The 14,071-nt window shown below is 63.6% G+C and carries 14 protein-coding genes; 9 read left to right on the top strand and 5 right to left on the bottom strand.

The window, feature by feature from the left end:
• Positions 1–16: 16 nt before the first annotated feature.
• From tsaB to rnd, 5 genes are all read left to right on the top strand, one after another.
• Positions 17–718 carry a tRNA (adenosine(37)-N6)-threonylcarbamoyltransferase complex dimerization subunit type 1 TsaB gene (tsaB, locus tag WIR04_RS10685; RefSeq protein ID WP_338886769.1) on the top strand — a complete coding sequence of 234 codons (702 nt, stop codon included), beginning with the start codon at positions 17–19 and terminating at the stop codon, positions 716–718.
• A 67-nt stretch (positions 719–785) separates the two neighbouring features.
• Complete coding sequence (locus WIR04_RS10680) at positions 786–1,304, top strand: Slp family lipoprotein (protein WP_338886767.1); 519 nt, start codon at positions 786–788, stop codon at positions 1,302–1,304.
• Positions 1,304–2,146, top strand: a complete 843-nt coding sequence (locus WIR04_RS10675; protein WP_338886765.1) for an alpha/beta hydrolase — start codon at positions 1,304–1,306, stop codon at positions 2,144–2,146. Before WIR04_RS10680 ends, WIR04_RS10675 begins: the two co-directional genes overlap by 1 nt.
• Positions 2,147–2,342: 196 nt before the next feature.
• The gene (gene fadD, locus WIR04_RS10670) at positions 2,343–4,019 is read left to right on the top strand and encodes a long-chain-fatty-acid--CoA ligase FadD (RefSeq protein ID WP_338892534.1); all 1,677 of its coding nucleotides are present in this window, start codon (positions 2,343–2,345) and stop codon (positions 4,017–4,019) included.
• A gap of 100 nt (positions 4,020–4,119) precedes the next feature.
• Positions 4,120–5,232: a ribonuclease D gene (gene rnd / locus WIR04_RS10665; RefSeq protein WP_338886763.1), complete on the top strand. Its 1,113-nt coding sequence runs from the start codon at positions 4,120–4,122 to the stop codon at positions 5,230–5,232.
• A gap of 162 nt (positions 5,233–5,394) precedes the next feature.
• Here rnd and WIR04_RS10660 read toward each other — a convergent pair whose 3' ends face one another.
• The 4 genes from WIR04_RS10660 to dusC form a co-directional block, all read right to left on the bottom strand.
• Positions 5,395–5,763: a conjugal transfer protein TraR gene (locus tag WIR04_RS10660; RefSeq protein ID WP_338892532.1), complete on the bottom strand. Its 369-nt coding sequence runs from the start codon at positions 5,761–5,763 to the stop codon at positions 5,395–5,397.
• An 81-nt stretch (positions 5,764–5,844) separates the two neighbouring features.
• A complete protein-coding gene (locus WIR04_RS10655; protein ID WP_338886762.1) occupies positions 5,845–6,810 on the bottom strand; it encodes a DMT family transporter in 966 nt (321 codons plus the stop codon).
• A 74-nt stretch (positions 6,811–6,884) separates the two neighbouring features.
• A complete protein-coding gene (locus WIR04_RS10650; RefSeq protein WP_338886761.1) occupies positions 6,885–7,712 on the bottom strand; it encodes an AraC family transcriptional regulator in 828 nt (275 codons plus the stop codon).
• Between the two features lie 140 nt (positions 7,713–7,852).
• Positions 7,853–8,797: a tRNA dihydrouridine(16) synthase DusC gene (gene dusC, locus WIR04_RS10645; protein ID WP_338886759.1), complete on the bottom strand. Its 945-nt coding sequence runs from the start codon at positions 8,795–8,797 to the stop codon at positions 7,853–7,855.
• Positions 8,798–8,974: 177 nt separating this feature from the next.
• Here dusC and WIR04_RS10640 point away from each other — a divergent pair, with 177 nt between their 5' ends.
• The 4 genes from WIR04_RS10640 (at position 8,975) to WIR04_RS10625 (ending at position 13,192) form a co-directional block, all read left to right on the top strand.
• On the top strand, positions 8,975–9,352 hold the full coding sequence (locus WIR04_RS10640) for a YbaN family protein (RefSeq protein ID WP_163136720.1): 378 nt from the start codon (positions 8,975–8,977) through the stop codon (positions 9,350–9,352).
• A gap of 132 nt (positions 9,353–9,484) precedes the next feature.
• Entirely contained in the window at positions 9,485–10,030 is a 546-nt protein-coding gene (apt, locus tag WIR04_RS10635) for an adenine phosphoribosyltransferase (protein WP_042650168.1), read from the top strand.
• A gap of 173 nt (positions 10,031–10,203) precedes the next feature.
• The gene (gene dnaX / locus WIR04_RS10630; RefSeq protein ID WP_338886756.1) at positions 10,204–12,732 is read left to right on the top strand and encodes a DNA polymerase III subunit gamma/tau; all 2,529 of its coding nucleotides are present in this window, start codon (positions 10,204–10,206) and stop codon (positions 12,730–12,732) included.
• Positions 12,733–12,862: 130 nt separating this feature from the next.
• Entirely contained in the window at positions 12,863–13,192 is a 330-nt protein-coding gene (locus WIR04_RS10625; RefSeq protein ID WP_011706069.1) for a YbaB/EbfC family nucleoid-associated protein, read from the top strand.
• Between the two features lie 122 nt (positions 13,193–13,314).
• Here the strand turns inward: WIR04_RS10625 and ycaC are convergent, their stop codons facing one another.
• Positions 13,315–13,941 (bottom strand): isochorismate family cysteine hydrolase YcaC, encoded by a 627-nt coding sequence (gene ycaC / locus WIR04_RS10620; RefSeq protein ID WP_338886754.1) that lies wholly within the window; start codon positions 13,939–13,941, stop codon positions 13,315–13,317.
• Positions 13,942–14,071: the final 130 nt, after the last annotated feature.

Raw genomic sequence — 14,071 nt, 5'->3', positions numbered from 1 at the left:
ATAGAGATTGGAACCCATGACCGAGTTGAAGATCCTGGCCGTTGATACCGCCACCGAAGCCTGCTCCGCCGCCCTTCTGGTGGGTGACAAGCTGTTCTCCCGTTGGGAAGAGGCGCCACGGGATCACACCCAAAAAATCCTGCCCATGGTTCAGGCTGTGTTAGACGAGGCCGGTCTATCGTTGACTGAGCTCGACGCCATCGCCTTCGGGCGTGGACCGGGCTCCTTTACCGGCGTGCGCATCGGGATCAGCGTGGCCCAGGGGCTCGCCTTTGGCGCCGGCGTGCCGCTCATCGGCATATCCACCCTGGCTGCCATGGCCCAGGGGGCTCATCGTCTGGAGGGGGCCGAGCGGGTGCTGACCGCCATCGATGCGCGGATGAACGAGGTCTATTTTGGCCACTACGAGCTGCTCGATGGCCGCATGCAGCTGGTGGGGGAGGAAGTGGTGAGCGATCCCGCCGCCCTGATTGAAGCGCGCGGCAAGCTGGCGGGCAGCCTGAGCTGCGTCGGGACCGGCTTTGTAACCTATGGCGAGACGCTCAACGCGCTGGCCGACGAACTGGCGGTGAGCCAGGTGCGCTTCCCGGCGGCGGTCGACATGCTGCCCCTGGCACGCAACGCCTGGCTGGCGGGAGAGGCGGTCGCTGTGGAGCAGGCCACACCGGTATATTTGCGCGACAAGGTGACCTGGAAAAAACTGCCGGGTCGCGAGTGACATCCAACGGCGAGCCGCGACTCGACACCAGCGAGTGAAGGTGGGCGGCGCGGACAAGGAGAAGCAAATGATGAAACGCGTGATCATGCTGGGCCTGACGGGGCTGCTGCTAGTTGGCTGCAGCTCGGTGCCCAAGGAGCTGGCCTATGAGCCGGAAAACCAGCTGGTGGCCTATCAGCCTGCCCTGCAGGGGATGGAGGGCAAGCCTGCGCGCTGGAGCGGCGTCATCTCGGCGGTGCACAACGAGCAGGATCAGAGCGTCATCGAGGTGGTCTACCTGCCGCTCAAAGCCAATGGCGTGCCGACCCAGACGGAGCAGAGCCCGGGGCGTTTTCTGGCCGTCATGAAGGGCTTTGTGGATCCGACGCTCTATGCCAAGGGACGCAGCCTGACGGTGCTCGGTACCCTGGACAAGCCGGTGGACAGCCAGATAGGGGATCACAAGTATCGTTTCTCTGTGCTCAAGGTCACCGCCAGCAAGCTGTGGCCGCCGGTGAAGGAGGTGGAGATCCGCTACATGGACCCCTACTTCTACGACCCCTTCTATGATCCCTTCTGGCCAAGACGCCACTACTCCCGCTGGTGATGATGGAAGAGCGCTTCCTCACCCTGGCCGATGGACGGCGCATCGCCCTGCTGGATAACGGCCGGCAGGGCAAACCCCTGGTCATTGCCCTGCACGGCTGGCTCGACAACGGCGCCAGCTTCCTGCCCCTTGCCCCCCATCTCGCTGAGTGCCACCTGGTCTGCGTCGATCTGCCGGGGCACGGTCATTCGGATCACAAACCGACCCCCTATGTCTTCGTCGACTGGCTCGACGATCTCCATCAGATTGCCCAGGCTGCGGGCTGGCATCGCTTCGTCCTGCTCGGCCATTCGCTGGGGGCCCTGATCGCCAGCGCCTACGCCGGTGTCTTCCCCGAGCAGATAGTGCGGCTCATCCTGCTGGAGGGGCTGGGGCCGCTGAGCCAACCCGATGAGGAGGTACCCGCCCAGCTGCGGCGGGCCATTCTCAATCGCAGCCGCACTCGCGAGCGAGCGTCCGGTGGCTTTGCCTCCCTCGACGAGGCGGTGGCTGCCCGCTGCAAGGTGGCTGACATCTCCCCGGCGGCGGCGCGCCTTATCTGCGAGCGTCAGCTGGAGGCGCGGGATGGGAGGCTGCATTGGCGCAGCGATCCCCGTCTGCGGGATCTCTCGCCCATGCGCATGAGCGAGGGCCAGGCCCAGGCGCTGATCCGGGCCATCGCCTGCCCGGTGCTCTTCATCCGTGGCGAGCAGGGGTTCCAGAGTCTGCTGACGCAGTGGCAGTTGCGGGGGCCGGCCTTTGGCCAGATTGAAATGGTACAGGTGGCGGGAAATCATCACTTCCATATGGAAAATTCGGCCAAAACCGCCGTTTATATCGAAAACTTCTGTCAGATCCGGTAGGATCGCCGGCTTTGAATCATGTCAGGTTTGCTTTCTCCCTCACACTTCTCGTTGTTAATTCGCTGTTAATCGATGTTGCCTTATGTAACTATGTGCGGCATTAGAGCATGAGCTTAAAACAACTGATTGAAATGGATGTGACAGGGACGGAGGCAACACAGTGAGCGCACAGGTGCTAGTTATGCAGGAGAAGTTCGTGGAAAGAGTCTGGCTGAAGCGTTATCCAGAAGGAGTGCCCGCCGAGATCAATCCAGACCAATACGGCTCCCTGGTCGAGATGTTTGAAGAGTCGGTGACCCAGTTTGCCGACCAGCCCGCCTTCGTCAACATGGGGCAGACCATTACCTATCGCCGGCTGGAAGAGCAGTCCCGTGCCTTTGCCGCCTACCTGCAAAACGAGCTCAAGCTCGGCAAGGGCGACAGGGTGGCGGTGATGATGCCAAACCTGCTGCAATACCCCATCGCCGTGTTCGGCATACTGCGGGCCGGCATGACGGTGGTGAACGTCAACCCCCTCTATACCCCGCGCGAGCTGGAGCACCAGCTCAAAGACTCCGGCGCCAAGGCCATCGTCATCGTCTCCAACTTCGCCCATACCCTGGAAAAAGTGGTGCACGACACCCCGGTCAAGCACGTGATCCTGACCCGCATGGGGGACAACCTCGGCCTGGCCAAGGGCTCCCTGGTCAACTTCGTGGTCAAGTACGTCAAGAAGCTGGTGCCCAAATACAACCTGCCCCACGCCAGCACCATGCGCCAGGCGCTGGCCAAGGGGCGCTACCTGCAGTACATCAAGCCCGAAATCAGCAACCAGGACATCGCCTTCCTGCAATACACCGGCGGCACCACGGGCCTCTCCAAGGGGGCCATGCTGACCCATCGCAACATGATTGCGAACGTGGAGCAGTGCCTCGGCGTCTATGGTCCCGTGCTGGAGCGGGGCAAGGAGTTCGTGGTCACGGCGCTGCCGCTCTACCACGTCTTCGCCCTGACGGTGAACTGCCTGCTGTTCATGCGCCTGGGTGGCTATAACCTGCTCATCAGCAATCCCCGCGACATCCCGGGCTTTGTCAAAGAGATCAAGAAGTACCCCTTCACCTGCATCACAGGGGTCAACACCCTGTTCAACGCCCTGGTCAACAACGGCGAGTTCCAGAGCATGGACTTTTCCAGGCTCAAGCTAACCATAGGCGGCGGCATGGCGGTGCAGCGTGCGGTGGCCGAGCAGTGGAAGGCGCTGACCCAGACCCCGCTGCTGGAAGGCTATGGCCTGACCGAGTGTTCCCCCCTGGTGAGCGTCTGCCCCTACGATCTGGTGGATTACAACGGCTCCATCGGTCTGCCGGTCTGCTCCACCGAGATCCGGCTGGTGGATGACAAGGGACAGGTTATCACCGAGCAGGGCGCCCCTGGCGAGATGCAGGTGCGCGGCCCCCAGGTGATGACGGGCTACTGGCAACGTCCCGAGGCGACCGCCGAGGTGATGCAGGATGGCTGGCTCTGTACCGGTGACATCGCCGTGTGCGACGAGCAGGGCTTCTTCAAGATCGTCGATCGCAAGAAGGACATGATCCTGGTTTCGGGCTTCAACGTCTATCCGAACGAGATTGAAGACGTGGTGGCGCTTCATCCCAAGGTGCTGGAAGTGGCCGCCGTCGGTGTGCCTAACCCGGTTTCCGGCGAGCTGGTGAAAATCTTCGTGGTCAAGAAAGATGCAAAGCTGGTGGAGGACGAGATAATTGCCCACTGCCGCAAACATCTGACTGCCTATAAGGTGCCGAAACTGGTAGAATTTCGCGACGAACTTCCCAAGACCAATGTGGGCAAGATCCTGCGGCGCGTGCTGCGCGACGAGGAGATTGCCAAGCAGTAACCGGCATGCACTGCTCTGCAGTCAAGCGCTGTCGTTATGCAAAACCGTGGGTCATGCCACGGTTTTTTCTTTCTGGGTCCCGACCAACGTGCAGGCAAAGATGCAATATCAACTCATTTCACAGCAAGCCGAACTGGAACAGTATCTCGCTTCCCTGGCCGACGTTCCCCTGGCCATAGATACCGAATTCGTTCGCACCCGTACCTACTATCCCCAGCTCGGTCTGTTCCAGATCTATGACGGCGAACGCCTCGCCCTGCTGGATCCCCTGACCCTGGATCTCTCGGGGCTGTGGCAGCGGCTCGGCCGGGCAGGGCAGATCGCCATACTGCACGCCTCGGGTGAAGATCTGGAGCTCATCCAGCATCAGGCGGGCCACCTGCCCAACCAGATGCACGACACCCAGCTCGCGACAGCCTTCCTGGGTTACGGCGTCTCGGTCGGCTTCGGCGCCCTGGTCAAGGAGTTCCTCGGCGTGGAGCTGGAAAAGGATCAGGCCCGCACCGACTGGCTGGCCCGTCCCCTGACCGCACGCCAGCTCGAGTACGCGGCGGCGGATGTCTTCTACCTGATGCCCCTCTACGAGAAGGTGATGGCCAGGCTGCATGAAAGCGGCAAGTTTGCCTGGTTCGAGCAGGAGTGCCAGAACCACTCCGCCCGCAAGACCCAGGGCAGCGATCCCCGTCAGGCCTACCTCGAGATCATCAACGCCTGGCAACTGGGTCGGCGCGAGCTGGCCATTCTGCGCGAGCTCGCCGCCTGGCGCCAGCAAGAGGCGGTGCGCCGGGATCTGGCTCTCAACTTCGTGGTCAAGGAGCTGCACCTGTTCAAGGTGGCGGAGCGTCGGCCCACTTCATTGCGGGACCTCAACGAGCTGGGGCTGGCCCCCATCGAGATCAAGATCCACGGCAAGCGGATGCTGGACATCGTCGCGGCGGCCCAGCAGAGCGACCCTGACAGCTGGCCAGAGCCCATTCGCCGGCTGGTGGATTACCCCCAGTACAAGGCGGAGCTCAAGCGCATCAAGGCCATGGTGGAAGAGAAGGCCAAGGCCAGCAACATTCCCCCTGAGCTGGTTGCCAGCAAGAAGATCATCCACCAGTACTTCACCTGGAGCTGGCGGATGAGCGCCGAGGAGCGGGCCCGGGCGGACAAGCCCATGCTGCTGCAAGGCTGGCGCCATGAGCTGGTGGGCCACCTGCTGGCTCAATGACGGGAGTGCGCCGCACGAGAAGGGGAGTCCATGACTCCCCTTTTTCATGCCTGCGTGCTTGCGATCAGGTGTTGCAGGGCAGGTACCGCCCGGGTTGCAGTGATGATGAGCAGAGGGATGGCGTGGGGGAGAGAAAGATGGCGGGCACAAAGGGTGCCCCCATCAGAGTTCGTGAGCGTGGAATCCCTTGCGGTAGCGGGCTTCGCAGCGCGGGCAGCGTTGCAGGGTCGGATCCTGTTCCAGCTGTTCGGCGAGCAGCGGCTCCTCGCAATCGGAGCAGAAGCCATAGAGCCCCAGATCCATCTGGCAGAGCGCCGCGTCGAGCCGCTTGAGGCGCGCCACGCTTTGCTCCACCTTGGGCAGCTCGAGACGGCTGGTCAGATCCACCAGTTGATCCCGCTCGCAGCTCGCCACTCTCTGTGCCCAGTCATCTTGTCGACAGGCCTTGAGCTGACGGATCAGCTCCTCTCTTGTTTGCGCCCAGTCGGTCAGAAGGCGCTGATGCCATTCGGCCAACCGGGCTTGCGTCACTTCACACACAGCAGCCCCCAAAGATGAGTGATAAAACTCGGCCAGTATAGGGAAACCCGCGGTTTATCAAGATGACATGAGTCAAGTTAACCGTGCTTTGACGCGTTTTTCCGGCTGGTGTCGCGGCTTGCCGGTGATCACATGGAGCACCCCCACCACCAGGCAGACGACGCCGACCAGGGTACTCATGGGAGGCATGATGCCACGCAGCATGAAGGCGTAGAGCAGCCCCGCCAGAGTCTCGAACACGATGAGCGGTCCCACCAGCACGGTCGGCAGGCGCTGGCTCGCCTCGTTCCAGCACAGGGTGCCGAGCCAGGAGCAAAAGAGCCCCACCACCCCCATCAGCAGCACGAAGCGCAGGGGCGTCGGCCCGAAGGGCAGGGGAAAGTCCGGTGCGCTCAGGGCGAGATGACCGAGACTGCCGAGGTAGGCAATCAGCGCCACCGGCAGGGTCACCAGCCCCTGAGCGGTGGCCCAGACGGCCGGGCTGCGGTTCGGGTGCTCGCGCAGCCAGCGGGCATTGCGCAGGGGATACCAGGTCCAGCACAGCACGGCGACCACCGCCAGGACGAATCCGAACAGCTGTCCGGTGCGCGCCTCTGCCTGCCAGGTCAACTCGGCGCGGTTGACCAGATAGAGGCCGAGTCCCATCAGCAGCAGGGCCGGGTAGAGACGGGCGCGGGAGAGGCGGCCGTCCCGTGCGCCATAGAGGCGGTTGGCGGCCAGGGCCGTCACCACCGGCAGGGTGCCGATGATCATGGCTGCCAGCGGTGAGCCGATGCGCAAGATGGCCCCCGACAGGCAGAAGTAGTAGATGAGATTCCCCACCAGGGTGAGGGCGAGGGCCTCGCACCAGTCGCTGGTCGAGAGGGCCGCCAGGCGCTTGCGGGCCTGCCAGGCCAGCGGCAGCACGATGAGGCCGAAGGCGAGATAGCGGCCGCTGGCGAGCAGGGCGGGGGGATAGCCGTCCACCAGCAGGGGGGCGACGAAGATGAGCCCCCACATCAGGCCGGCCAGCAGGGCAAACAAGACTCCGATCAACATTTTCCATATCCGGTAAAGAAGAAGGAGGCCAGCCTAGCAGGGGGGGAGGGCGGCGTATTGAACCAGATTGCGCTTTAGCGGCCAGCCTGTACCTGTTTCTGGTAGCGCACCGGGGTGGTGCCATAGCGGCGCAGGAAGGCGCGGTTGAGGTGCGACTGATCGGCCAGACCACAGGCGGCGGCCACCTCGGCGGCGGGCAGGCCGGCGGCCAGCCACCCCTTGGCCCGCTGCAGGCGGATGGCCATCAGCATCTGCTGGGGGGTGACGTGAAAGCGGGCCTTGAAGCTGCGCTGGAAGTGGTAGGGGCTGAGGTTCACCGCCCCCGCCAGCTCGGTCAGGGTAATAGGGCGGGCGAAGTAGGCCTGCATATAGTCGATGGCGCGGCCCAGAGGGTGGGCTGCTTCGCGCGGTGCCGCCAGGGCCCGGGCATGGGAGCGCAGGGTCTCGCACACGCCCAGCAACAGGCCGTCGGCGGCGAGCTCGCAGTCACAGTGCCAGAGGGCGTCCAGGGCCGCCTGCAGGACGGGGGCGGTGCGCTGGTCGCTTCGCACGGCTTCGGCGAAATACCAGCCGCGCTCGCCGCTGATGGCCTCGAGCCGATCGGCGGGCAGGTAGAGCATGCGATAGCGCCACCCCTGCTCGCAGGCCGCCTCGCCCGTGTGCAGCTCATCAGGGTTCATCAGCACCAGGCTGCCGGGGCCTGCCAGGAGCTGGCTGCCGCGATAGCGGAAACGCTCGGCACCGCACTCGATGACACCTAGGCCAAACCCCTCGTGGCTATGGGGATCGAAGACGTGGTGCTGGATGTGGGCACGATAGAGCTCGGTCGCAGGCTGCCCCGGCAGGGCGCGAAAATCGGCCCTGTCGTGCTGATGGGTAAATGTGACCGGTACTCCCTGCATCCTGACCTCCTGTCATTGAGCCTTCATCATAGGGCGCCGCGCTGCGGCGGCCAAGACTAGGCCCGTGCGGCGCACTCGCGCACGAGGGCGGCGCGGATCTCGCCTGCGGTCTTTAGGGTGCTGCGGGGCGGCGGCCAAGACTAGGCCCGTGCGGTGCACTCGCGCTCGAGGGCTGTACGGATCTCGTCTGCGGTCTTGATGGTGCGGATGCGGCGAAACAGCTCATCGGCCTGGGGGTATTCCCGCACTATGTAGGAGAACCACTGCTTGATGCGGCTGGGGTAGTAGTCGGCCTTGTCGCTCGCCAGATCCTGCTCGGTGTAGCTCACCATCAGTTGCAACACCTCGGCCCAGCTCATGTGGGCACAGCCGGTTTTCATCACGTTGGCCAGATTGGGCAGGGAGATGGCGCCGCGGCCCACCATGAGGGCGTCGCAGCCGGAGACGCTGGCGCAGGCGAGGGCATCTTTATGATCCCAGATCTCGCCATTGGCGGTCACCGGAATGGGCAGGGCGCGGCGGATGAGATCCACGTATTCCCAGTGCGCCGGCGCCTTGTAGCCTTCGCGCTTGGTGCGGGCATGGACGGCCAGCTCGTTGGCGCCCCCCTGATAGACCGCCTGGGCGTTGTCCATATAGAGCTCCTTGTCATCGTAACCCAGGCGGATCTTGGCGCTCACCGGCAAGTGGGCAGGGACGGCTTCGCGCACCGCCTTGACGATGCGGTAGACGGTCTCTGGCTCCTTGAGCAGCACGGCCCCCCCCTTGCTCTTGTTGACCGTGGGGGCGGGGCAGCCGAAGTTGAGATCGACCCCGGGGGAGCCGAGCTCGATGGCGCGTACCGCATTCTCTGCCAGCCATTCGGGGTGCTGGCCCAGCAGTTGCACCCGCACCGGAGTGCCGGCACGGGTCTTGCCATCCTGCTTGAGTTCGGGGCAGAGGCGATAGAACACCTTGGCGGGCAGCAGCTGATCGACGACCCGGATGAACTCGCTGACACAGAGGTCGTAATCGTTGACGGAGGTGAGAACCTCCCGCATCAGGTGATCCAGCACCCCCTGCATGGGGGCCAAAATAACGCGCATAGCTGCTTCCGAAGACAAGGGGAGAAAAAAGAGCGCAGATTGTAGTGGCAATGGCTGGCGTTGTCAGCCGTCTGCCCACTCGATGAGCCTAATCGACTGCCGCTGCGTGGGCCAGGCTGTCAGCTTGCGGGCCAACTCTGTTAGGCTAAAGGCAGAGATGCATTCAGAGGAGTACCCATGAAACGCTGGTGTCTGATGGCCCTGGGCTGGCTCGCCTTCGCCACCGGGATAGTCGGGATAGTCCTGCCCCTGCTGCCGACCACCCCCTTCATGTTGCTGGCGGCGGCCCTCTTTGCCCGCTCGTCACCCCGTTTTCACCGTTGGCTGCTGGCACACCCCTGGTTTGGGCCCCCCATCCATGACTGGCAGCAATATCGCGGCATTCGGCGCCATGCCCGGCGCCGTGCCATTATCTTCATTCTGCTCTCCTTCTCGGTGTCGCTGCTGGTGGTGCCGCTGCCCTGGGTGAGGCTGCTGCTGGTTGTCATAATGGTGATCCTGCTCACCTGGTTAATGCGTCTGCCGGTGCTGGAGCCAGTTGCAATGGAGAAGTGAAATCCCTAAGCTATTGCGGCAATAATGCTATGGAGTCGGCCTGTCATTTTTTGCATGACGGGCCTTTTTATTGCCCGCTGGCGGGCAGCGCAAGAGACGCCACGCCTGGGCTCAAAAATAAGCGGTCAAATAATGAATCCGGATACCCTGAAGTTTATCGAAGCGAGCATCAAGACCATTCCCGACTATCCGAAGCCGGGCATACTGTTTCGCGACATCACCAGCCTGATCGAGAACGCCGAGGCCTTCAAGGCCACCATCGATCTGCTGGCCGAGCATTATCGTGATCAAGGGATCACCAAGATCGTCGGCACCGAGGCCCGCGGTTTCATCTTCGGCGCCCCTGTGGCCTTCGCCATGGGATTGGGCTTCGTGCCGGTTCGCAAGCCGGGCAAGCTGCCCCGCGCCATCATCGAAGAGTCCTATGCCCTCGAGTACGGCACCGACACCCTGCAACTGCATACCGACGCCATAGTGCCCGGTGACAAGGTGCTGGTGGTGGACGATCTGCTGGCCACCGGCGGCACCGTCGACGCCACCGTCAAGCTCATTCGCCGCGCCGGCGGTGAAGTCGCCGATGCGGCCTTCATCATCTCACTGCCGTCGCTGGGCGGTGATGCCCGCCTGACCGCCGCTGGCGTCAAGGTGGTCTCGCTGGTGGAACTCGCGGGCGAGTAAGCCCCCTTGGCAGGCGGGCCTCGTCAACCCGCCAATGCCCCGAACCGGTGCCTGAATGGGCACCGGTTTGAAAATCAAGCGATCCCTCCCACGGCGGCCGATAGCCCATACAGCCCGCCCTCCATTTGTGTTAGCATCCTGCCTCAATGCCTCGTTTTCCAGCATCGAGATCTATGAGCTATCAGGTTCTGGCGCGTAAATGGCGCCCCCATACGTTTGAACAAGTGGTTGGCCAGCAACATGTGCTGACCGCCTTGACCAATGCCCTGGATCAGGGACGGCTGCATCACGCCTACCTGCTGAGCGGCACCCGCGGGGTCGGCAAGACCACCATAGCCCGCATCCTGGCCAAGAGCCTCAACTGCGAGCAGGGGATCAGCAGCCACCCGTGCGGCGTATGCGACACCTGCCGCGAGATCGATCAGGGCAACTTCGTCGATCTGCTGGAGATCGATGCGGCCTCGCGCACCAAGGTGGAAGACACCCGCGAGCTGCTCGACAACGTGCAGTACCGCCCGGCCCGCGGCCGCTTCAAGGTGTATCTCATCGATGAGGTGCACATGCTGTCGCGCCACAGCTTCAATGCGCTGCTCAAAACCCTGGAAGAGCCGCCCCCCTATGTGAAGTTCCTGCTGGCCACCACTGACCCGCAGAAACTCCCCATCACCATCTTGTCCCGCTGCCTGCAGTTCCACTTGAAGAGCCTGGATCAGAGCCAGATCGCCAAGCAGTTGGAATGGGTGCTGGATCAGGAAGGTCAGCCGTTCGAGCCCCGCGCCCTGCTGGCCCTGGCCAAGGCGGCCGATGGCAGCATGCGCGATGCCCTGAGCCTCACCGATCAGGCCCTGGCCCACGGCAATGGCAGCGTGCGTCTGGAGAGCGTGCTGACCATGCTGGGGACCCTCGACCACCACCATCTGCACCAGTTGCTGGAAGCCATACTGCGCCAGGATGCGTCGGCCACCATGGCCAAGATCACCGAGATAGCCACCCTGGGGCCGGACTTCGATCAGCTGCACGCCGAGCTGGAAGCTTTGCTCCATCGGGTTGCCATGGCCCAGCTGCTCCCTGCCAGCGTGCAGGAGCAGGGGGCGGATGCGGATGCCTTGCTGCAGCTGGCGGGGGCCATGAGCCCGGAAGAGGTGCAGCTCTGCTACCAGATAGTGCTGGGGGGGCGCAAGGATTTGCCCTGGGCGCCCGATGGCCGCACCGCGCTGGAGATGACCTGCCTGCGGATGCTGGCCTTCTCGCCGCGCCGCGAGGCGGTGCATCCCGCCAATCTGAGCGCCTTGCCCGTCTCCATGGGCGCGTTGCCCGGGGCGGGGAGGGAGGCCGTATCGGCCCTGCCGGGAAAGCCGTCAGGGGCTGAGCCAGCCCCGCATCAGGCCGCGACGGCGGCCAGCACGGCCGCGCCCGCAGCCCTGACGCCGACAGCGCCGCACTTGACGGTGGAGGCCGATGAGCCGGCTTCCGACGACGATGATGCCAGCGCTGCCCTCTTTGCCGAGCAGCATGAGCTGCTGCAAGCCGCGCAGCGGATGGGGTATGAGGCGCAGCCAATGCAGCCTGAGCCTCAGATCGGTGGTGCGCCCCAGGCGCAGGAAGCACAGCCCCTTGAACCCGAGCAGCCGGCCTCCTTCCATGAGGAGGTCCTGCCGGCGGCTCCTGTCATAGCCCCTGAACCCGAGGCGGCCCCCTCGGCGGCCTCCAGCATGCAGAGCCTGCTGGGCAAGCGCAATCTGCTGCGCAGCCGGCTGAGGGGCGAATCCGGGGCTGGCACCGTCTCTGCCCCTCCCAGGGCGACGCCGAGCAAACCGGCTGCGCCCCTGGCTACTGCCGCAGTGCAACCCGTGGCGCCAGCCCCCTCTGCACCAGCCAGGCAGGCCGCTGCGGCGCCTGCCTATGCCGGGCCCATGCCGGGCTATGAGGATCTGCCGCCCCTCGATGCCTATGACGACAGCGGTAGCGATTACGAGGAATATCTGAATCAGGGCTTCGGCGACGGACCGGTCAGCGCCCCCGCAGCGCAAGCGGCGGCGCCAGCGTCAAGGCCGAGTGCTCCGCAAAAGGCCAGCCCCGCTTCGGATGACCTGCCCCCCTGGGATCTGGACGGCGTACCTGCCAGGACCGCCGCTGCTGCTACCGTCGTCGCTGCGCCGGCAACGCCAGTTACGACGCCCCTTGCCGTGCCTGAAGAAGCGCAGCCAACGACGGCTCAGGTGATGGAAACCATCGACTGGGATGAGCTGGAGAGTGACGCCCAGCCGCAGGAGGGGGAGGAGGTCACCCGCCTGATCCCCTCTTCCCTGCTGGTCAATTGCGGCGACCCCTGGGCCGAGCTTATCGCCCGCACCGGGGTCGGTGGCCGGCTGCGCCAGCTCGCCATCAACTCTGTGATGACCCGGCAGGGAGAGCTGGTGTCCCTGGTGCTCAAGCCCGAGCAGCGCCACCTGGTCAGCGACAGGGCCTTGGCCGATCTGGCCGAGATCATAGGCCCGGAGTTTGGACAGCCGGTGCGTGTCGAGGTGACCCTGGGTACGGATCCGGCGCGGGAGACGCCGCTCGAGATCGAGCATCGCCTCTATCTGGGGGTCCGTGAGCAGGTGAGCCGGGATCTGGCAGACGATCCCAATGTGCAGTTCCTGCAGCAGCGATTCGGTGCCGTGCTCCATCCCGAGAGCATCGAGCCCCTGAGCCGTTGAGTGCTATGAGTTAAATCCCATGCCGGGACCCGAGTCCCGGTTGAAAAATCTTTTGGTTGCCCCCATATCCGGGGTAGAACAAGCCCACAGCCCGGCGCTGGATGCCGGATTTCAAGACGAGAGACGACCTATGTTTGGTAAAGGTGGAATGGGTAACCTGATGAAACAGGCCCAACAGATGCAAGAGCGCATGCAGAAGATGCAAGAGCAGCTGGCTCAGATGGAAGTCGTCGGCGAAGCCGGCGCTGGCATGGTCAAGGTCACCATGGCCGGCAGCCACAGCGTGCGCCGTATCGAGATAGATCCGAGTCTGATGGAAGATGACAAGGAGATGCTGGAAGATCTGGTCGCCGCCGCCGTCAACGACGCAGTGCGCCGGGTGGAAGAGCAGAACAAGAGCAAGATGGGCGAGCTGACCGGCGGCATGCAACTGCCCCCCGGCTTCAAGATGCCGTTCTAAGGGCTGAACGCCTTTCAAATCTAGATGCCATGATCCATGGCGAGGGCGCAGCTGATAGGGTTCCCACCCTGTCAGCTGCGTTTTGTTTTTTCCGTTCCCCGGTTTCCCGGGGCTGGCCTGTACTACTTGCTGCTCTGGACTGCGGTGTAGCTGTTGATCAGATTGCGATAGTCGGGGATGTGGTTGGCAAACAGGGTACCCAGGCCTTCCACGTCATTGCGCCAGTCGCGGTGCAGTTCACAGGCGGCCCCAAACCAGGTCATCAGCTGCGCCCCGGCGGATGACATCCGATCCCAGGCCGAGTGACGGGTGATCTCGTTGAAGGTCCCGGAGGCATCGGTGATGACAAATACCTCGTACCCTTCCTCGAGGGCGGACAAGGCCGGGAATGCCACGCACACCTCGGTGACTATGCCGGCGATGATCAGCTGCTTCTTGCCGGTGGCCTTGACCGCCTTGACGAATTCCTCGTTATCCCAGGCGTTGATCTGCCCGGGGCGGGCAATGTAAGGGGCGTCAGGGAAGGTCTCCTTGAGCTCTGTCATCAGCGGGCCGTTGGGCCCGTTTTCGAAACTGGTGGTCAGTATGGTCGGCAGCTCGAAGTACTTGGCCAGCGCGGCCAGCGCCAGCACGTTGTTGCGAAACTTGTCCGGCTCGATGTCGCGCACCAGGGAGGAGAGGCCGGCCTGGTGATCCACCAGCAGCACGGCAGCGTTTTGCTTGTCGAGTTTGACGTAGGGCTTGTTCATGACGTTTCTCCAGGTTGGTTGGTCAGGACATTCACGCTGGGGATCCAGCAGTGCGTGGTTGTTGCAGTACGATTGATGCCTTGCCATTCGACCGCCTCCACCGGGCTATCCAGGGGGAGCAGGCCAGCCA

This window comes from Aeromonas rivipollensis, from assembly GCF_037811135.1.
GTDB classification, from domain to species: domain Bacteria; phylum Pseudomonadota; class Gammaproteobacteria; order Enterobacterales; family Aeromonadaceae; genus Aeromonas; species Aeromonas rivipollensis.
This window is presented reverse-complemented; position numbering and strand designations above follow the sequence as displayed.